Annotated in this window: 21 protein-coding genes; 8 read left to right on the top strand and 13 right to left on the bottom strand. The window is 67.4% G+C overall.

Annotation, left to right across the window (positions count from 1 at the left end):
- Window positions 1-14: 14 nt before the first annotated feature.
- The 3 genes from FHR84_RS16980 to FHR84_RS16970 all read right to left on the bottom strand — a co-directional run bounded on the left by FHR84_RS16980 (window position 15) and on the right by FHR84_RS16970 (window position 2,198).
- Window positions 15-722: an SDR family oxidoreductase gene (locus tag FHR84_RS16980; protein ID WP_179536500.1), complete on the bottom strand. Its 708-nt coding sequence runs from the start codon at window positions 720-722 to the stop codon at window positions 15-17.
- On the bottom strand, window positions 706-1,434 hold the full coding sequence (locus tag FHR84_RS16975; RefSeq protein ID WP_218863023.1) for a phosphoribosylaminoimidazolesuccinocarboxamide synthase: 729 nt from the start codon (window positions 1,432-1,434) through the stop codon (window positions 706-708). Before FHR84_RS16975 ends, FHR84_RS16980 begins: the two co-directional genes overlap by 17 nt.
- A 551-nt stretch (window positions 1,435-1,985) precedes the next feature.
- The gene (locus FHR84_RS16970) at window positions 1,986-2,198 is read right to left on the bottom strand and encodes a hypothetical protein (RefSeq protein ID WP_179536499.1); all 213 of its coding nucleotides are present in this window, start codon (window positions 2,196-2,198) and stop codon (window positions 1,986-1,988) included.
- 347 nt (window positions 2,199-2,545) lie between these two features.
- Here FHR84_RS16970 and FHR84_RS16965 point away from each other — a divergent pair, with 347 nt between their 5' ends.
- Together FHR84_RS16965 and FHR84_RS16960 are read left to right on the top strand one after the other, a co-directional pair.
- The gene (locus FHR84_RS16965) at window positions 2,546-3,100 is read left to right on the top strand and encodes a TetR/AcrR family transcriptional regulator (protein ID WP_179536498.1); all 555 of its coding nucleotides are present in this window, start codon (window positions 2,546-2,548) and stop codon (window positions 3,098-3,100) included.
- A complete protein-coding gene (locus tag FHR84_RS16960; RefSeq protein WP_179536497.1) occupies window positions 3,097-3,576 on the top strand; it encodes a small multi-drug export protein in 480 nt (159 codons plus the stop codon). The genes FHR84_RS16965 and FHR84_RS16960 overlap by 4 nt, the downstream gene beginning before the upstream one ends.
- A gap of 89 nt (window positions 3,577-3,665) precedes the next feature.
- Here the strand turns inward: FHR84_RS16960 and FHR84_RS16955 are convergent, their stop codons facing one another.
- Window positions 3,666-4,916: a multidrug effflux MFS transporter gene (locus FHR84_RS16955; protein WP_343075310.1), complete on the bottom strand. Its 1,251-nt coding sequence runs from the start codon at window positions 4,914-4,916 to the stop codon at window positions 3,666-3,668.
- Between the two features lie 113 nt (window positions 4,917-5,029).
- Between FHR84_RS16955 and FHR84_RS16950 the strand changes: the two genes are divergently transcribed.
- The gene (locus FHR84_RS16950; protein ID WP_218863022.1) at window positions 5,030-5,524 is read left to right on the top strand and encodes a MarR family transcriptional regulator; all 495 of its coding nucleotides are present in this window, start codon (window positions 5,030-5,032) and stop codon (window positions 5,522-5,524) included.
- On the opposite strand, the gene FHR84_RS16945 is transcribed toward FHR84_RS16950, so the two are convergent.
- The 6 genes from FHR84_RS16945 to FHR84_RS16920 all read right to left on the bottom strand — a co-directional run bounded on the left by FHR84_RS16945 (window position 5,525) and on the right by FHR84_RS16920 (window position 10,127).
- On the bottom strand, window positions 5,525-7,471 hold the full coding sequence (locus tag FHR84_RS16945) for an NACHT domain-containing protein (protein ID WP_218863021.1): 1,947 nt from the start codon (window positions 7,469-7,471) through the stop codon (window positions 5,525-5,527).
- 111 nt (window positions 7,472-7,582) lie between these two features.
- A complete protein-coding gene (locus tag FHR84_RS16940) occupies window positions 7,583-7,927 on the bottom strand; it encodes a hypothetical protein (protein ID WP_017976488.1) in 345 nt (114 codons plus the stop codon).
- A 2-nt stretch (window positions 7,928-7,929) separates the two neighbouring features.
- Complete coding sequence (locus FHR84_RS16935) at window positions 7,930-9,117, bottom strand: putative T7SS-secreted protein (RefSeq protein WP_179536496.1); 1,188 nt, start codon at window positions 9,115-9,117, stop codon at window positions 7,930-7,932.
- A gap of 6 nt (window positions 9,118-9,123) precedes the next feature.
- Window positions 9,124-9,417: a hypothetical protein gene (locus FHR84_RS16930; RefSeq protein ID WP_179536495.1), complete on the bottom strand. Its 294-nt coding sequence runs from the start codon at window positions 9,415-9,417 to the stop codon at window positions 9,124-9,126.
- A 6-nt stretch (window positions 9,418-9,423) separates the two neighbouring features.
- Window positions 9,424-9,798 carry an SseB family protein gene (locus FHR84_RS16925; protein ID WP_179536494.1) on the bottom strand — a complete coding sequence of 125 codons (375 nt, stop codon included), beginning with the start codon at window positions 9,796-9,798 and terminating at the stop codon, window positions 9,424-9,426.
- A 137-nt stretch (window positions 9,799-9,935) separates the two neighbouring features.
- Window positions 9,936-10,127, bottom strand: coding sequence for a helix-turn-helix domain-containing protein (locus FHR84_RS16920; protein WP_179536493.1), 192 nt, complete (start codon window positions 10,125-10,127; stop codon window positions 9,936-9,938).
- Window positions 10,128-10,245: 118 nt separating this feature from the next.
- Here FHR84_RS16920 and FHR84_RS16915 point away from each other — a divergent pair, with 118 nt between their 5' ends.
- From FHR84_RS16915 to FHR84_RS16895, 5 genes are all read left to right on the top strand, one after another.
- Window positions 10,246-10,548, top strand: coding sequence for a hypothetical protein (locus FHR84_RS16915; RefSeq protein ID WP_179536492.1), 303 nt, complete (start codon window positions 10,246-10,248; stop codon window positions 10,546-10,548).
- A 111-nt stretch (window positions 10,549-10,659) separates the two neighbouring features.
- Entirely contained in the window at window positions 10,660-11,523 is an 864-nt protein-coding gene (locus tag FHR84_RS16910) for a helix-turn-helix domain-containing protein (RefSeq protein WP_179536491.1), read from the top strand.
- Between the two features lie 243 nt (window positions 11,524-11,766).
- The gene (locus FHR84_RS16905) at window positions 11,767-12,270 is read left to right on the top strand and encodes a 2Fe-2S iron-sulfur cluster-binding protein (protein ID WP_179536490.1); all 504 of its coding nucleotides are present in this window, start codon (window positions 11,767-11,769) and stop codon (window positions 12,268-12,270) included.
- Window positions 12,267-13,259: an FAD binding domain-containing protein gene (locus tag FHR84_RS16900; protein ID WP_179536489.1), complete on the top strand. Its 993-nt coding sequence runs from the start codon at window positions 12,267-12,269 to the stop codon at window positions 13,257-13,259. The genes FHR84_RS16905 and FHR84_RS16900 overlap by 4 nt, the downstream gene beginning before the upstream one ends.
- A complete protein-coding gene (locus FHR84_RS16895) occupies window positions 13,256-15,340 on the top strand; it encodes a molybdopterin cofactor-binding domain-containing protein (protein ID WP_179536488.1) in 2,085 nt (694 codons plus the stop codon). The genes FHR84_RS16900 and FHR84_RS16895 overlap by 4 nt, the downstream gene beginning before the upstream one ends.
- A 275-nt stretch (window positions 15,341-15,615) precedes the next feature.
- Here the strand turns inward: FHR84_RS16895 and FHR84_RS16890 are convergent, their stop codons facing one another.
- The 3 genes from FHR84_RS16890 to FHR84_RS16880 all read right to left on the bottom strand — a co-directional run bounded on the left by FHR84_RS16890 (window position 15,616) and on the right by FHR84_RS16880 (window position 17,138).
- Complete coding sequence (locus tag FHR84_RS16890; RefSeq protein WP_179536487.1) at window positions 15,616-15,873, bottom strand: hypothetical protein; 258 nt, start codon at window positions 15,871-15,873, stop codon at window positions 15,616-15,618.
- 87 nt (window positions 15,874-15,960) lie between these two features.
- On the bottom strand, window positions 15,961-16,284 hold the full coding sequence (locus FHR84_RS16885) for a hypothetical protein (RefSeq protein ID WP_179536486.1): 324 nt from the start codon (window positions 16,282-16,284) through the stop codon (window positions 15,961-15,963).
- Between the two features lie 167 nt (window positions 16,285-16,451).
- Complete coding sequence (locus FHR84_RS16880; RefSeq protein WP_218863019.1) at window positions 16,452-17,138, bottom strand: pyridoxamine 5'-phosphate oxidase family protein; 687 nt, start codon at window positions 17,136-17,138, stop codon at window positions 16,452-16,454.
- Between the last annotated feature and the right edge of the window lie 29 nt (window positions 17,139-17,167).

The raw sequence follows: 17,167 nt of genomic DNA, 5'->3' as shown, positions 1-17,167 counted from the left end.
TTGCGGTGGTCCTGTCAGACAAAATTCAATCGATCAAGTCCGGATACTTCCGGAGGAGGAATGTTCGCCGGACGAACCTCGACCTCCCCGACGGCGACATCCTCGGGAGTGCTGGTGATCAATGTGCGCACGCAGTGCGCCACGGACTCGGTAGTCATCTTGTACGGGGAGTGGTCGTGATCGAAGTTCGCGATCGCTCCGGGGGAGACGAGGGTCGTCGTGACACCGTTTTGCCTTTCCTCCAGAAGCAGGGTCTCGACGAGAGCTTTCAGGGCCGCCTTGGTGGTGCTGTACGCCGTGCCGCCCTCGAAGCACCGCGACCCGGCATGGCTCCCGATGACGACGATGTGTCCGCGGGCACGCCGGATGGATGGAAGGAGCTCGCGAATGGTGAGAACGACGGAAGTAAGGTTGACCATCACTGATTCGTGGTACTGATCGGCCGTGATATCAGCGATAGGCGCCAAGTTGCGCGAGACCGCGGTTGCGATGAATGTGTGGATCTCATCGTTCTCCGTGGAAATTCTGCGCGCCGTGGAAACGACCTCATCGGCGTCGGTGAATTCGCATTTGTGCTGTTGCATCCAGTCTTCGCTGGACAAAGTTCGGTTTACCGAGACGATGCTCCAGTCCTGTTCGTGCAGACTGTGCGCGATAGCGTTCCCAGTGGCGCGGTTCGTCCCTGTTACGACAGCCACCCGCCGTTTAGCTGACGTGCTCAATGAGTTCCTTCCACGCCGTCGTTATCTCGGTGTGCTCCCCGCCGTTCCGAAAAATGTCCTTGTCGAGCATGCTGCCGTCCTCCGCGCGGAGGCGCATGCAGTCCGGTGAAACTTCGGAGATTATGCTCGGATCTCCCTCGCTGTCGATCCCGAAGATCAAGCAGAAGTCCCATAACTGTATGGGATCGAGCCATTCGCAAAGCAGTTCGTTGACCGTCAAGGCGGTTTTGTACATTTTTTCCACCGGAATCCCGAGAGCGCGCAAGTAGTCCTCTCCTATGGGTTGGTCCTCGGGGTCGCACCGGTAGTCGAACTTGACGACCGGGCGCGGAAGGACTTCTTCCTCGGCGAACAGGCCTGGGTACTTGCGCAGTGTGGAACCAACAGCACGGTTTTTTACTATGACTTCGACCGGGGGAGAGACTTTGTAGTACTTAGCGAGGTAACCGGTCTGATCGACTCGACGCAGAAACGCGCACGGAATGCCCTCCTCGCGGAGCCTGCTCGCCGCCATCTCATAGAAGTCGAGACGGAGCGGACCCGTTCCCGAAACGAGCTCGTGCCGTTCATGGGTATAACTGGTGAGGCTTTCGACCAGGCGTACGAAACAGGTTTCCTCGTCGACGTGCCACAGTTTCTTGCTGCGTCCGGAAATAGAGGGTGATCGGTGCTGTTCGATCTGCAGGGGATCGGTGTTTCCAATATTCGTCACTTGACACCTTCAGGAGACGGACGAAGTGGGTTTCCGCAGTTTCGTCGGAGTGCGTAAATATTACTGCGGGATCGGTCGTACCCTCGCTTTTGCTCGCGTTCACAGGCTGTAGGGGGACTTCGGATGTCCCTTCTGGTCACCATAGGTTTACCAAGCCGGAAGAACGAGGGTCAACAAGAAATCTAATCGGTCCCACGAAAAGACGAAAAATTTTGTGACGTGGGACACAGTTCGAGGTGGATTATTCGGTCGGAACCAATTCCTGTGGTGTGGCGGTGTGTGAGAGGGGGAGGAGTCGACCGATGGTCCTCGTGCGTCGATATGCCGAGGAGGTGCCGGGGCTCGGCGACGGGGAAAGAAGTTCGCCGGATCCGCCGACAACGTCCCCGGTCGACGCGCGGGCTCTCCGTGGCCGAGCCGCGGGGAGCCCGTCGGGGAAGTGTGGTTACGTTGCAGGGCCGGGCCGCCGGGGCCACGAGCGACGGGCGGCCACGTCGGTCATCGTGACCGGGACCGGGCCCACAGCGCCCCCATCCACGCGATGGCCCCGATCACGCCGAGGCGGCGACGAAGGCAGGCCACAGCTCCTCGAGGCCGAAGACGACCGACAGCGGTGCGAGAACGGCGATGAGCGCCATGAGCTTCCCGTCCGTGTTGCGGGGCGTGTCGACGCCCTCCCGGCCGGTGGGTGATCGATCCTCGCGGTGCTGCCAGGTCCGGTCCCCGGGAGTGAAGTCCCCGGGAGTGAAACGGCCCCGGGGCATCCGTCGACGAAGAGTGCCGCGCCGGGAGGACGCTCTTCTGTCGTGAACCGGAGATCGGTCGGCGATTCCCCCGGTTCAACGCACGAGGCTTCCTGGCGATCGAACCACTGGTAGCCCTGCCGGGCAGCGGGAGCGCGTCCTCTGCGTCGGCTGAGGGGGTGGAGCACCGGTCGTTCCGCTGGATTCGCTCCCGCGCGGACGTCGTGGCGTGCGGGGTGGTGGGCACCGCAGTGGTATCGCCAGGGTGACCTGCTCGGACGTTCCGGGGAGCGCCTCGGGCCGGAGGGGCTGCTGGAACGACCCCGCGAGCCCATTCCACTGCACCGTCCGGACGGTACAGTAGAGGCATGGGCGAGACTCGGGACCGGTTGCTGCGAGTGGCCGGAGAAGTCATTCACCGGGGTGGTGTACGGGCGCTGACCCTGGAGTCGGTCGCGCGCGCCGCAGGTGTCAGCAAGGGTGGTCTGCTGTACCACTTCCCGAGCAAGCACGCGCTCGTCGAGGCGATGGCCGAGGCCCGGGTCGCCGAGATCCGCTCGGCGATGGAGCGCCATCGCGAGCAGAACCGGGATCACGGCCCGGTCGCCGGTTACATCGCCTCCCTCGACGCGGCACCCGACACGCACCTCGACACCGCGCTGATGGCCGCCGCGTTCGAGTACCCGGAGGCAGTTGCTCCGTTCCGCCGGGCCTTCGCGGAGTTTCAACGAGTGAGCAGGGAATCGAACGCGGACCCGACGCTGGGCACTCTCCTGCGGCTGGCGTGTGACGGCTTGTGGCTGGCCGAGCTCGTCGGCCTGGACGTGCTCGAGCCGTCCGAACGAGCGGCCGTGCTCACGCGAATGACGACGTTGGCGGCGGAGGAAGCCGATCCTCCGCCGGAGACGAAGGTGGAGCGATGACCGGCACGAACATCGCGATCCTGCTCGGCGTTCTCGTAGGCGGGGCAGCGCCGTGGCTGGAGGCCGTCGTCGTGATCCCCGGGGGCATCCTCGCCGGAGTGCACCCGGTACCTGTCGTGGTCGCCGGACTGGTGGGCAACCTGGCGACGGTCGCGGTCGCGGCGTGGTTCGGTGAACGCGTTCGCGCGTGGTGGGTGGCGCGCCGCGGGACGCGCGCGGAGGCCGGCGGCCGACCGGATGCCGGCCGGCGCAGGCAGCGGGTCGAGCGGCTGGTGCGACGCTGGGGCCTGCCCGCACTGGCCGTGCTCGGACCGATCGGGCTGGGCACTCAGCTCTCCGCGCTCGTAGCCGGTGGCATCGGCATCACACCGCGGGCCACGTTCGCCTGGATCGGGGCGGGCACGGTCGCCTGGAGCATCGTTGCGGCGATCGCCGCCGCCACCGGCATCTCCCTGACCGGCGCCAGCTCACCGTGAACGCCGATGGCAGTGCCGGGCGGCGGCGACCCGGTCCCGCTCCGCTTCCGAAACGCGCGAAACGCCCACCGCGGTCACACGACCGGCTGTCAGCCGAGGTGCTCCCCGGCTCCCCGCCACGGCCGCGCCAGCAGGAGCAGGGCGAGCGCGGCGCAGCAGAAACCGGCGAGCATCAGGGTCGCCATGGGCAGCGCGCTGCCTCCCGTGGCTCCCACCAACGGGGAGAACACGGCGGCGAGCAGGAACTGGCCCGCCCCGATGAGTGCCGAGGCGCTTCCGGGGGCGTGCGGCACCAGGGACTGGCCGATGGCCATGACCCCGGGAAGCACCGCCCCCATGCCCAGCATGGTCACGAACAGGAAGATCCACGTGGTGATCAGGCCGCCACCGATGAGCAGGTCGGTGATCAGCTGGGCGAGAGTGGCCACGAGTCCCAGCGCCACCCCGGCGGTGAGCACGGTGTTCATCCGCACGCGGCGGGTGAGCGCGCCGAAGGAACCGCTGGAGACCAGCATCGCCAGGGCGTTGACGCCGAAGATCAGGCTGTACCGCGTCGGGGAGACGCCGTACAGGTCCTGGAAGACGAAGCTCGAGCCGGAGATGTAGGTGAACATGGCGGCGAACGCGCACGAGAGCGTGGCCACGTAGCCCATGAACGTCCGGTCGGTCAGCAGGCCGCGCATGGACGCGAACGAGGCGGCCAACCCTCCGCGGCGTCGCCGTTGCGGTGGCAGCGACTCGGGGACGGCGCTCCACACGGCCAGCAGCAGGGCGATCCCGATTCCCGTCAGGCACCAGAACACGACGCGCCAGGAGGACCGGTCGACCAGCACGCCGCCGAGCACGGGGGCGGCGACCGGGGCGATCCCGAGGAGGACGGAGAGCACGGAGAAGTGGCGGGCCGCGGCCGGGCCGCTGTACCAGTCGCTGATGACGGCGCGTGCGATCACCATGCCCACCGCGCCGGTGAAGCCCTCCAGCAGTCGTGCGACGTCCAGGGTGAGCGCGTTCTGGGCCAGCGCGCACACGGCCGAGCAGGCCGCGAACAGGGCGCTGCCGACCAGCAGCGGGCGCCGTCGGCCCAGGCCGTCGCTCAGCGGGCCCGCGAACAGCTGGCCCACGACGAGTCCGAGCAGGAACATCGTCAGCGACAGCTGGGTGCCCGCGCTGCTGATGTTCAGCTCCGCGGACAGCTGCGGGAATCCGGGAACGTACATGTCCGTGGCCAGTGGCGAGACGGCGCTCAGCGCCGCCAGCACCGTGATCAGGACACCGGTGTGCCGGGGTGGTTGGGTGCGGGGCGGCTCCACGTGTGGGCCGCGGGTCTCGGCAGGGTGCACAGTACGAGCTGCTCCTTCCGGTGCGGTTGACGGCGTGGACGAGTCCGGGACAAGAGCGGCCGGACCGAAGATGAGATACAAATAGTATACATGTTTACTAATTGGGAGTGCACGTGTGCGCTGACACCCTGGGAGACATTCACGACGCGTGGCGGCGGGCGCGTCCGGACCTGGACATTTCCTCGATGGAGGTCTTCGGGCGGCTCAAGCTGATCCAGGCCCTGCACGAGACCGCGGTGGAACCGGCCTTCTCCGGAGCGTCGCTTTCCCCGCCGGAAGTGGACGTGCTGGTGCTGCTGCGGCACCTGGAGGAACCCATCATCGCGCGCGAGCTCGCCAGGCTGCGCGGGTGCTCGCGGGCCGCGATAGGGCGCATCCTGTCCAAGCTGGACGACCGTGGACTGGTCGCGCGGGAGCCCAACCCGGCCGACCGGCGCGCTGTCCTGGTGCGCATCACCGAGCTCGGCTGCCAGCGGATAGACGAGGTGTTCCCCCGGCAGCTGGTGCTCGAGGGCCGGGTGCTGAGCTCGCTCACCGCGCGGCAGCGCGAGCAGGTCACCGGTGCGCTGGACCTGCTGGCCGAGGCCCTCGGCGGTGTGACCGGCTGATCAGTCGGGAGCCCCGGCTTCGCGTGCAGGCTGCTCGGTCGATGTGGAGGCGAGTCTGTCCTGAATCTCGGCGTGGCGGAACTGGTAGAGGGGTCCGACCGTCCGGAGCAGGTTCCGTGCACGGGCGTCCTCGAGGAAGAGGATCATTCGTGGCGGGGTGCGGTGTGCGATCGAGAGTCGAGCAAAGGATGCCGTGGTTGAGCTAGATGCGAAACCGCTGAAGGTTGTTAAAGTCCCAAGGCCGAGCCCGACGACGATCCCAACCGTGGCCCCGGCTGCGAACCCGACCGTGTAGCCAGTGAGGAGGCCGGTTGAGAGGCTGCCTGCGAGCCCCATCGTGATCCCGTACGTGAGCCCAGCCCTCCGGTCTTGAACCCAGATCTCCACAGGGCCTCGGACTTCCCGTTCGACTTCCTTCGAATCCTGAGCCGAGCTCACGAGTCCGAGTACGAGGCCGAAAAGCCCGCCGCCTATGAGACCGACTGCGAGCGCAGTAACGAGCGCTACGAGTCCAGCCGTGGGGCCAGTCTTGAGCCAGATCGCGAGCCCGGTTGCAGGCCCGGCCGGGAGTCCGTGCATAAGCCCGTATCTGAGCGCGCTCGGGGCCAACCTCAGCTGTTTGGGGGACAGGGGAGTTGCGGCTGTGGGGTTCTCACTGGCCAGTCTGGGCAACTGCCACCAGGCGAGGTCGCGGGTTCCTGCGGCGGTCATGCGGGAGGCGAGGTATCGCAGGGTGCGGTGGGCTGCTTCGGCGGTGTAGGGCGGTGGTGGTCGCCCCGGGCGGAGGCGGTAGGCGGCGTGGATCGCGTGGTCGAGCAGGTGGTTGTCGATGTCGGTTGAGGTGGGAAAGCGGGTGGTGTCGAGGAGTTCGTCGACGGGTTCGGTTGCCCCGTAGACGTCGCGCAGAAGGCTGAGCGTGAGCGGGTTGTCCAGTGCGTCGCCGACAGCGCTGTCCGAGCTGCCGGTGAGGTGCTCAACGAGTACTTTCCAGGAGGGTGGCGGCGGGTCGACCAGTGGTTCGAGTAGGTACTTGGCCGCAGTGTCCGAGGGAACGGGTTGGATTTCGAGGGCGACGGCCCCGGTCAGGATCGTTGTCTTGGCTGTGGTCAGGGCTTCGTCGATGCGGCTGGTGATTACCAGCCGGAACGGGGCGTCGGCCAGTGCCGTGAGCGCGCTGGAGCGCAGGTATTCGGGCATCTCGTCGAGTCCGTCTAGGAACACCGCCACCCGGCCGGTGACCAGTAGCTTGGCGGCGTGCTCGCGACGGCCGCGAAACATCGGGTAGTTCTCGACGAGCTTGTCGGTCAGCCAGTCGGTGACTGCGGTTTCGTGAGTCCAACCGTGCAGGGTGAACATCACCGGTACGGGGATTCGTGCCCGATCCCCTTCCGGTGCGTGCTCGCGGAAGCGCAGCGCCTCGCACAGCAGCAGGATCGCCGCCGAACTCTTACCGGAACCGGCGGGACCGAGCAGCAGCAGTCGTCCCGAGGCCAATCCGCCGTACACCGTGTGGAGCGCTGCCGCGTCCCCTTCCTCGAGGTGTTCGCGGTCCACGGTGTCCAGCCCCGGGAGCGGATCGAAGCGGGCTCCTGATGGTGTGGTCTCAGTGGCGGCGGTTACCGGTCCGGCCACCGGTGACTTCGAACGACGCCACCACACCGGAAGTGGGTGTGGTCGCACGAGTCCTCGTTCCCGCGCGGCCTTCTCCCACTGTTCGCTCACCGCGGCCGCGAGCAGCTCTGCCGGGTCTTCCGTGTCCGCCCCCGATCTCGTCGCCGAGATGACTGTCCACGCCAGCGGAATGAGCGTGGCGACAGCGGCGACGATGCCCGCGAGGTCGTTGCCGGTTCCCAGCCCCTCGGTGACAGCCGTACCGATGATCAGGATGCTGACGCCCACTGACGCCGACAGGGACGCGACCACAACCCAGGTTCGTGACCTCGGCATGACGAATCCTCACCACTGACGACTGCTGCTACGGCGCAAACTGTAACTGCCGCATCCCGCGAGAGTGTTGTGACTCCGGAGTTAGCCGGGCCCATCCGGCCGCGTCGCGGTTCAGCTGGCCTCGCCAGGGCCGCTGTAGCTGGAGGTGTGAAACCAGCAGATGTCCCCGAAGTTGAACTGTCCCTCGCCTCGCATCACTTCTTGCTGGCCTTGGCGGAAACGTTCGATGATCTCCTCGCGAGGGGCCTTCCAGCGGTGGAACATGTTGTCGACGATATCTCCTGGGTACAGATATCCACGATCCATGAGAATGATAGCGGAATCCACCGTCCGCTCGACGAGGTTCGCTTCCTCTCCGGTGTCCTCCTTGAGGAGGTAAGCCAGGTCTATAAACTGAACATCGTCGTCCTCGCCGAGATCGAGAACATCGTCAATAAATTCCTGTGGAAGTTCCACCGTTATTTTCCTCCTTGTTTCGGATCGATGTGAATCTTGAGTTCGTTCTTGGTCGGATCTCGTAAGTCCAGTACCGTGCTCTCCGGTCCTTGTCCGCTTTTGGTGCGATATCCAACCGTGCTTCCGTCGGGAAGCATGACGATCTTGTCATAACCGGGGCGTTCTATCGGCGTTCCACCTCGGGAAAGATTTTCCCAGGCTTCGTTTATGTCCTCAGCACTATCAACGTGTCGCATCGGCGTCTTTTTCTTCTTTGGGGGTTCGTGACCGATGTCGGTGCCCCGATTGGCTACGTGGTCGGCGATGTTCTTGCCGTTGTAGGTGGCCTTGTCGAGGATACGTTGGCTCTTGGCGGACTTCAGGGCGGTGTTCACGCCGGAGAGGACATCGCCGCCCTTCTTGGCGGCTCCGGCTCCGCCGAGGGCACTCAGGATCGCGTCGGGCAGTACGTGGCCAGCCGCCCGGGTGGGATTGGTGTGGAACTGGTCCCAGGAGACCATACCCTTGGCGAACTCGACCGGATGAGCGAAAGCCGAGCGCACGCTGGCCGGTATCTGGTCCAGATTGGTGACGATGTCGCCGATGTCGCCGGCCCAGTCGCCCACCCCCTGGAAGAACTGGGACACCCCGGAACCGACGCTTCCCCAGAAACCGGGTTTGTCCGGGGCGCGATCACGTGCGTCGTCGAGAGCGTCGGCGGCGCGTTCCCCGGCCTCGTTCAGCTGCCCACGGGCTCGATGCAACAGGTCTTGGGCCTGCTGCCGTTTCTCCGCCCCCGGATCGGTGAACTCCGGTGGTGACTCGCCTGCCTGCTGGGCCTGCTGAACAGCGGCTTCGTGTTGGGCGCGCGCCTGCTCGCCTGCCTGCTGCCCCTCCCGCCACACCGCGATCGCCTCACCCGCCCGCTGCTGGGCCCACTCCAGAGTTTCGACGTACTCGGTCAGCGCGTTCGCCGCATCCAGGAACGCGTCCCCGGCTTTGATCCAGGCGCTCGGATGGCCGTCGAAGGCTTCGTGGAACGCGTCGGCTGCCTTGCCCTCCCAGTCGGCGGTATCCAGGTGCTTGAGTCCGTCCCCGGCTCGCAGATAGGCGGCGCTCGTTCTGTTGCACTGGGCGATTTCCTCCCGGACGGCGTCCGGCTTGCCTGGAACCAGAGCACGGGGGTCCGTGGTGCTGCCCAATTCGGCCACGGTCGCTCACTCCCCGGACGACATCAGACGATCGACGTTGACGTTCTCCGTCTCCGCGTACGTCTTCGCGCTGTCGGACAGCGCATCGCGCAGGCCGGTGGCATCGCGCAGCAGCACCGAGACCCCGTACTTCCACGCATCGCCGAATCCGGCTACTGACCGGGCCAGCCGTTCGTGTCCGTAGATGGACGACTCCTCGCCGAGTCCGCCCACGTTCGCCTCGTTCGCCTGCTCGATCGCCGCGTCCACTCCGCCGGAGGCATCCAGCAGAGCCCGCATCGTCACCCGCACATCACTCACACCCGGTCACTCCTCTTCCGCGAGCGGCATGGTCGCGACCTCGGCCAGCACCGATGGAGGTAACGACACCGCGTGTTCGTCCTCCACATCGATCACCAAGCCCACATCGGCAGGAACGAAACGTGCGAACTCCCCACCGCTCAACCCCAGGTAATCGCACTCTCCGGCATGCGAGGCCAGGCGTTGCTTGGTGGTGAACACGCACGCCCAACATCCCTGGCTGGACACATCGGCTACGAACAACTTCGGCGACTCGGCGGACGTGCGCGTGTAGAAGAACCCGGCGGCGAACACCGGAAGGAACTCCGCCAGTGAGCACTCATCGGCGTGCAGTCGCCGCGCGGCCTCGGCTACTTCACCACCGACGGAAACGCTTCCCATCCGTACCTCACACCAGCACGGCAGCAACGGTCCGGAACAGGTTAGTCACGACCGGAACGGGTTCACGTCCACGGTGAACAGCGCAGGAAGTGTTCTTGATCACAAGGAGAGCGCGCTCTCTTCAGGGATCAGCGTCCCTAGCCCCTGCGGCGGCGCTCGTTGAGCTCGCGGAGCTGGCGCTTCACGTCGTCGAGCTCCCAGCGGTAGTGACCGCCCGGTGTCGTCAGCGCGGGTTCCAGCTGGCCGGTGCGGGCGTAGTGCGTGATCGACTGGTGGGAGATCCCGAGGGCTCGTGCCAGCTCCCCGCTCGTCAGCAGTCGATCGGACATGCCCCGAAGGTAATTCGCTCGATCGGTCGACGCTTGTCGCTTTAGCGGTTTTAGCAGTTCGGTTAAGATTCGCTTGTTAGCACTTTTAGCAGATTGAGCATTTTTATGAGGAGGTCCGATGGATTTCGAGCGCCCGCACTTCTGGATGCCGGTGCCCGCGCCCGAGGGCAGGCGCCACGCCTTCCGGGGCAGGCGGTGGGACGGCTCGCCCGTGCTGGAGAGCGCGTGCGGCTCGGCGCTTCCGCTGGCGACCCCCAGCGAGATGGACTGGATCCAGTGCCCCACCTGCTGGTACTGCTGGAACGTCCTGCTGGAACAACCTTCCGAACCGGAGAGCACCTGCGCGGGCTGCCCGTACGACTCCGGACACCGGACCCCGGAGAGCACCAGGGCCGAACTCGAGCGCGCCGACACCCCGTGAGCCCGGTGGTCCGCCGCCGACGTCCGGAGCGGGCCGATCGCAACGGACACGGATCGTCGGGTCGGAAGGCCCGGGCAGCGCCTAGCTTCGAAGTCGGGGAGGGAGGCCACCGTGCTCGAACACCTCAACGAGGCCATGGAACACATCGAACGTCACCTCACCGAGGAGATCGACGTCCGGGAACCGGCCCGGATCGCGCGCACCTCGGAGCACCACTTCCGCAGGATGTTCTCCGCCCTGGCGGGGATCCCGCTGTCGGAGTACGTGCGCAGGCGCAGGATGACCCTGGCCGCGGGAGCCGTGCTCTCCGGTGAACGGTCCCTGCTCGACATCGCCGTCGAGCACGGTTACGGCTCCAACGAGGCGTTCGCCCGTGCGTTCCGCTCCGTGCACGGCGTCGGGCCGTCCGAGGCGAGGAGTCGCGGTGCCGCCCTCCGATCCCAACCACGGATGACGTTTCACCTGACGGTCGAAGGGAGCACACCGATGGAACACCGGATCGTGGAGAAGGAGGCCTTCCGGCTCATCGGCCACCGCACCGAGGTCCCGATGGTCCACGAAGGACACAACAGTGCCATAGCCGACTTCGTCTCGGGAATCGGCGCCGCGGAGCTGAAGCTCCTGGAAGCGTTCTCGGACCAGGAGCCGCGCGGCATCGTCTCCGCCGTGGAACCGCTGGACGCCTCCCGGGCGGAAGGCAGCAGCGTGGACTACCTGCACGGGGTCGTGTCCGCGTCCCCCGCGACGGAAGGCTTGGCCGAACGACTCGTTCCCGCGGGCAAGTGGGCCGTGTTCCCCACCAGTGGCAAGGCGCCGGAAGCCGCGCAGTACCTCTGGCGGGACGTGTTCACCGAATGGTTCCCGTCCAATCCCCACCGCAGCGTCGCGGGACCGGAGATCCTGCGCACCGAGCTCTCCGCGGACGGAACCGAGATGTCCTGCGAGCTCTGGATACCCGTCGAGCACGAGAGCTGATTCGTACGGTGCCGGTTCGTTTCCGACGGGCACGGGGGCGGAAAACATTCCGCCCCCTTTCCGCCGTGCGGCTCTCGTGTCGGATGCCTCCGATCGGGTTAGAACGAGCCCTGCGGTGCTCGTTTCCGCACGACGAATCGTGGTTCCGAACTCGCCGGTCCGCGTAGGATGATCAAAAGACGCCCCCTGGCGGGGGGCGTTGTCATCCAGCACCACCAGTACGCGAGGAGAGGCGCCCGTCGGATGGACGCGGAGATAACGCTGCGGGTGGACGGGCAGCGGCGGACGCTGTCCGTGGACACCCGGACCACTTTGCTGGACGCGCTGCGGGAGAGAATGGGGGTGACCTCGCCGAAGAAGGGGTGCGACCACGGGCAGTGCGGCGCGTGCACGGTGCTGCTCGACGGCCGCCGGGCGACCAGCTGCCTGACCTTCGCCGTCGCCAACGACGACAGCGAGGTCGTGACGGCCGAGGGGTTGGCCGAGGACGAACGACCGCACCCGGTGCAACAGGCCTTCCTCGACAACGACGGTTTCCAGTGCGGGTACTGCACCCCGGGCCAGATCTGCTCGGCCGTCGGGATGCTCGACGAGGTCAAGGCGGGCTGGCCCAGCCACGTGACCGAGGACCTCGACGAACCGCCCGAACTGGACGACGAGGAGATCAGGGAAAGGATGAGCGGCAACCTCTGCCGCTGCGGTGCCTACGCCAACATCGTCTCAGCCATCCGAGAGGCCGCCGAGTGAAACCATTCGACTACCAACGCGCGGACGACGCGGACAGCGCGATCGCGACCGTCAGCGGTGATCCCGAGGCGAGGTACATCGGCGGCGGGACCAATCTCGTCGACCACATGAAACTGGGGATCACCGAACCGGGGAAGCTGGTCGACATCACCCGGTTGCCGTACGACTCCGTCGAGGCGCTGCCCGGCGGCGGGGTGCGCATCGGCGCCACGGTGCGCAACAGCGACCTCGCGGCTTCCCACGTGATCCGCCAGCGCTACCCGGTGCTGGCCCAGGCGCTGCTGGCAGGGGCCTCCGGGCAACTGCGCAACCTCGCCACGACCGGGGGAAACCTGCTCCAGCGCACCCGCTGCTCCTACTTCCAGGACACGAGCACGCCGTGCAACAAGCGCGAACCGGGAACCGGGTGCTCGGCCCTGGAGGGCTGGAACCGCTACCACGCGGTCCTCGGGGCCTCCGAGCACTGCGTGGCGACCAACCCCTCCGACATGGCCGTGGCCCTGGCCGCGCTCGACGCCACCGTGCTGGTCCGGGGGCAGGAGGGACAGCGCCGCATCCCGGTGACCGAGCTGCACCGGCTCCCGGGCGACGAACCGGAGCGCGAGACCGTGCTCGAGCACGGTGAGCTGATCACCGCCGTCGAGCTGCCCGCTCCCTCCGAGAGCTCCCGCTCCACCTACCGCAAGGTCAGGGACCGCGCCTCCTACGCGTTCGCCCTGGTCTCGGTGGCCGCCGTCGTCGAGGTCTCCGAAGGCGCGATCAGCCACGCCCGCATCGCCCTCGGTGGACTGGCGCACAAACCGTGGCGGGCCACCGCCGCCGAGGAGGCACTGCGCGGCGCCCCGGCCACCGAGGAGACCTTCCGGAACGCGGCCGAGGCGGAGCTGGCCGAAGCGCGGGCACTGCGCGACAACGCGTTCAAGATCCCCATGACCCGCAACACCCTCAGCGCGGTGCTGCGCGAGCTCACCAGGCAGGAGGGAGCGTGACCGACGTGTCGAACTCCGGCAAGCTCGGAGAACCGCTGGAACGTCTCGACGGGCCGGCCAAGGTCACGGGAACGGCCAGGTACGCCTTCGAACAGCCCGTGGACGATCCCCTCTACCTGCATCCGCTGCAGGCCGACATCGCGCGGGGAAGGGTCGTCAGGATCGACACGAGCCCGGCCGAGGCCCTGAGCGGGGTCCACACCGTGCTGACCCACGAGAACGCGGAGTCCCTGAGCTCCCGGGTCGACGTCGAACTGGCCGTCCTGCAGTCCCCCGAGATCGGCTACCGGGGACAGGTGATCGGTGCCGTGGTCGCCGACACCCAGGAGATCGCGGCGCACGCCGCGGGCCTCGTCGAGGTCACCTACGAACGGCACCCCCACGACACCGTGTTCCGCTCCGACGACGAGATCGTCTACACCCCGGACGGTTCCAACCCGATGATCGGCGAGGACCTCGACCGGGGCGATGTGGACGAGGCGCTGGCCGCTGCCGAGTACGCGGTGGACGCCACGTACACCACCCCGGCGGAGTACAACAACCCGATGGAGCCGCACGCGACCATCGCGGTGTGGGAGAGCGCGGAGCTGACCCTGTACGACTCGAACCAGGGGTCCTACACCGTGCGGGACATGATCGCCCCGACGCTCGGGATGGATCCGCAGCGGGTGCACGTCTTCGCCCCGCACGTCGGCGGTGGTTTCGGCTCCAAGGGGGTCCCCCACGCGCACGTGATGCTGGCGGCGCTGGCCGCCAGGAAGTTGGAGGGACGACCGGTCAAGTGCGCGTTGTCCCGCAGGCAGATGTTCTCCCTCGTGGGGTACCGGCCGCCAACCAGGCAGCGGGTTCGGCTGGGAGCGGACTCCGCGGGCAGGCTGACCGCGACCGAGCACTCGGCGCTCGAGCAGACCGCGCGGGTCAAGGAGTACGCGGAGCAGAGCGCCAGCGCGGCGCGGAACATGTACGTCTCGGCCAACCGCCGCATCACCAACGAGCTGGCCGTGCTGGACGTGCCCGTGCCCACGTGGATGCGCGCCCCCGGTGAGGCCGGTGGGATGTACGCGCTGGAGACGGCCATGGACGAGATGGCCCTGACCTGCGGTGTGGACCCCGTCGAGTTCCGCGTCCGCAACGAACCCGAGCGCGCCCCGGAGTCGGGGCTGCCGTTCTCCAGCCGCAACCTGGTCTCCTGCCTGCGTCAGGGGGCCGAGATGTTCGGCTGGAACGATCGCGACCCCGAACCGGGCGTCCGGCGGGAGAACGGCTGGCTGTCCGGAACCGGTGTGGCCGCGGCGACCTTCCCGAGCTTCAGCATCCCCGGCTCGAAGGCCACCATCGGTTACGAACCCGGCGGGTACTACCGGGTGGAGATCGGGGCAGTGGATCTCGGCACGGGCTCCCGCACGGCGCTGAGCCAGATCGCCGCCGAGGCGCTGGAAGTGCCCGTGGAGGCGGTGCGGCTGCACCTGGGCAGCACCGAGCAGCCGCGGGCGAGCATCGCGGGGGGATCCTCGGGAACGGCCTCCTGGGGCTCGACGATCGTCCAGGCCGCGCGCGAGTTCCGCGCCGAGCACGGCGCGGAACCTGCGGAGGGCGCCGAGACCACGGCGGAGGCCGCGGCCAACCCCGCCGCCGGTGAGTACGCGATGAACGCCTACGGGGCGCAGTTCGCCGAGGTCGCGGTGAACGCCGACTCCGGGGAGATCCGCGTGCCGCGCATGCTGGGTGTTTTCGCCGCGGGACGCATCGTCAACGCGCGCACCGCGCGTTCGCAGTTCCTCGGCGGGATGACCATGGGCCTGTCGATGGCGCTGCACGAGCACGGCGTCCTCGACGGGCGGTTCGGGCACGTCGTCAACCACGACCTCGCCGGGTACCACGTAGCCGGCAACGCCGATGTGGGTTCGGTGGAGGTGAGCTGGCTCGACGAGCACGACCCGCACGTCAACCCCATGGGGATCAAGGGGATCGGCGAGATCGGCATCGTCGGGGTGGCCGCGGCCATCGGGAACGCGGCCCGGCACGCCACCGGGATCCGGGTCCGTGAGCTGCCCCTGACCCCGGAGAAGTTCCTCATTTAGATTCCATGGCGGAGCTTTGCTCGGGTGGTTTCTTAGCCGTCACGTGAGTCGGCGCCTTGCTGCGTTGGGCCGCTCTTGAGTAGCGGCCTACGCGGCGAGCGGCCCGGCCTTGCAATGCATCCGACTCACGCACCGGATCCCCCGTGCCCCGCGTAGGCTCAAAGCACCAGCGCCGGGGAGAACCCCCCGGCGGCGCCTACTGCGCAGGTGGTGACAAGCGGCTGCGCCGCTTGACTGACGGCCGGACCGACCGAGGTGCGACCGCGGGGGCGGCGTTACCTGCGCCGTCCCCGCCGGGATTCCCGCGGAACCGGCTTGCGCCCCCAGGTGCGGTGCCAGCGCCAGTTGATCCAGGCGTCCGCGAGCAGCACGAGCAGTGCCAGCACGGCCAGTCCGGCGCCCAACGCAGCCGAGATCACCACCCCGAGGAACACGCCGAAGAGGAGCAGCGGAATCACCAAGATCCAGCAGAACGGATCGACGCTGCCGAAAAACGAGGGGTTGGGGCGGGAACTCCCCTGGTCACGCGCCACCGGGATGCTCGCTTTCAATCGAGGCCTGGTCCGAGTGAATTATCGGTGTCGCCGTGCGGACCGCTGCGGGCGGGGCGGCCCGGAAAGTCACCGCTGCCCACGGGCTGGAGTTCCGGAGCGGGTCGCTCGCGGCCGCAACGTGGCCCTGCTCGGCAGGCCGAGCCACCACTTCTCCGGCCCGAAACGCCACTCGTCCGGGCCGAAGCGCCAGCGCCGCGGGGTGAGCCGCCAGTGCTGTGCCTCCTGCGGTTTCTTCGGCACGCGGCGGTACGTCAGGAACCCGAGTATGACGGCCGCGAGGAAGCAGGGCGCGGAAACGCCGAGCGGGGGATCGGTCAGGTTGAGCACCATCGCGGTGGTGGAGGGCGCGATGAACCCGACGATGAGCAGGAGCCGGTCCCGCGGGGACATGGAGTTCCAGGGTGGAACGGATGAGCTGCCACCGAGGTGTGCGTTGCCGCAGGATTCCCGGGGCCGGTGTTCGTGCCGCGGAGTGCCCGGGTCCGTGGAGGCCATCGTTCTTCCCGTCGCGTACTCGGTGTCCGTGTTCCGTCCCGGCCGTGGGTTCCGCGGGAGGATTATCCTCCGTACAGCTTCGCGGCGTAGGACTCCCCGTAGTACTGCTCCAGCTCCGCGAGGCTCTTTTCCGGGGATTCCAGGGTTTTGGCTATCCGCGGTCGCGAGTCCACCGCTGCGGGGTTCCAGCTTTCCGGGTTCCACAGGTCGGCCCGCATGAAGGACTTCGCGCAGTGGTGGAAGATCTGCTCGGTCTCGACGACCAGGGCGAGCGCGGGGCGGTGCCCACCGACCTCCATGCGTTCGAAGAACGGTGCGTCGGTCGCGATGCGCGCCCGTCCGTTGATCCGGAGCGTGTCCCCGCGTCCGGGGATCATGTAGAGCAACCCGACGTGCGGATTGCGCAGGACGTTGTGGAACCCGTCCGCGCGGCGGTTGCCGGGCCGCTCCGGAAGCGCGATCGTGCTCTCGTCCAGCACGAGCGTGAACCCGGGCGGATCGCCCTTGGGGGAGACGTCGCAGTTGCCGTGCTCGTCGGAAGTGGCGACCAGGCAGAACGGCGAGCGGGCCAGCCACTGTCTGTCCAGCTCGTGCAGCGTGGACCTTTCCTTGTCCAGCGTCCGCCGCAGCGGTGTGCCGATCAGCTCGTGCAGCTCCTGCGCGTCCGTGACCTCGGTGAACCCGGTGGTTTCGCCGCCCGTCGATCCGAGCTGTTCAGCGGAGGAACCGTGCGCTCCGGTTTCGTTCATCCGTGCACCCTCTGGCGGGGAAGATCCGT

The organism is Actinopolyspora biskrensis (assembly GCF_013408175.1).
GTDB classification, from domain to species: Bacteria; Actinomycetota; Actinomycetes; order Mycobacteriales; family Pseudonocardiaceae; genus Actinopolyspora; species Actinopolyspora biskrensis.
The sequence above is the reverse complement of the archived record's forward strand: the minus strand, read 5'-3'. Positions and strand labels throughout refer to the sequence as shown.

Excerpts from the sequence above, each read along its gene's own strand:
- FHR84_RS16970 (WP_179536499.1), bottom strand. The coding sequence starts at position 2,198 with ATGCCCCGGGGCCGTTTCACTCCCGGGGACTTCACTCCCGGGGACCGG.
- FHR84_RS16925 (WP_179536494.1), bottom strand. The coding sequence starts at position 9,798 with ATGGGAAGCGTTTCCGTCGGTGGTGAAGTAGCCGAGGCCGCGCGGCGA.
- FHR84_RS16920 (WP_179536493.1), bottom strand. The coding sequence starts at position 10,127 with ATGTCCGATCGACTGCTGACGAGCGGGGAGCTGGCACGAGCCCTCGGG.
- FHR84_RS16905 (WP_179536490.1), top strand. The coding sequence starts at position 11,767 with ATGGACGCGGAGATAACGCTGCGGGTGGACGGGCAGCGGCGGACGCTG.
- FHR84_RS16880 (WP_218863019.1), bottom strand. The coding sequence starts at position 17,138 with ATGAACGAAACCGGAGCGCACGGTTCCTCCGCTGAACAGCTCGGATCG.
- FHR84_RS16885 (WP_179536486.1), bottom strand. The coding sequence starts at position 16,284 with ATGTCCCCGCGGGACCGGCTCCTGCTCATCGTCGGGTTCATCGCGCCC.
- FHR84_RS16945 (WP_218863021.1), bottom strand. The coding sequence starts at position 7,471 with ATGCCGAGGTCACGAACCTGGGTTGTGGTCGCGTCCCTGTCGGCGTCA.
- FHR84_RS16965 (WP_179536498.1), top strand. The coding sequence starts at position 2,546 with ATGGGCGAGACTCGGGACCGGTTGCTGCGAGTGGCCGGAGAAGTCATT.
- FHR84_RS16915 (WP_179536492.1), top strand. The coding sequence starts at position 10,246 with ATGGATTTCGAGCGCCCGCACTTCTGGATGCCGGTGCCCGCGCCCGAG.
- FHR84_RS16960 (WP_179536497.1), top strand. The coding sequence starts at position 3,097 with ATGACCGGCACGAACATCGCGATCCTGCTCGGCGTTCTCGTAGGCGGG.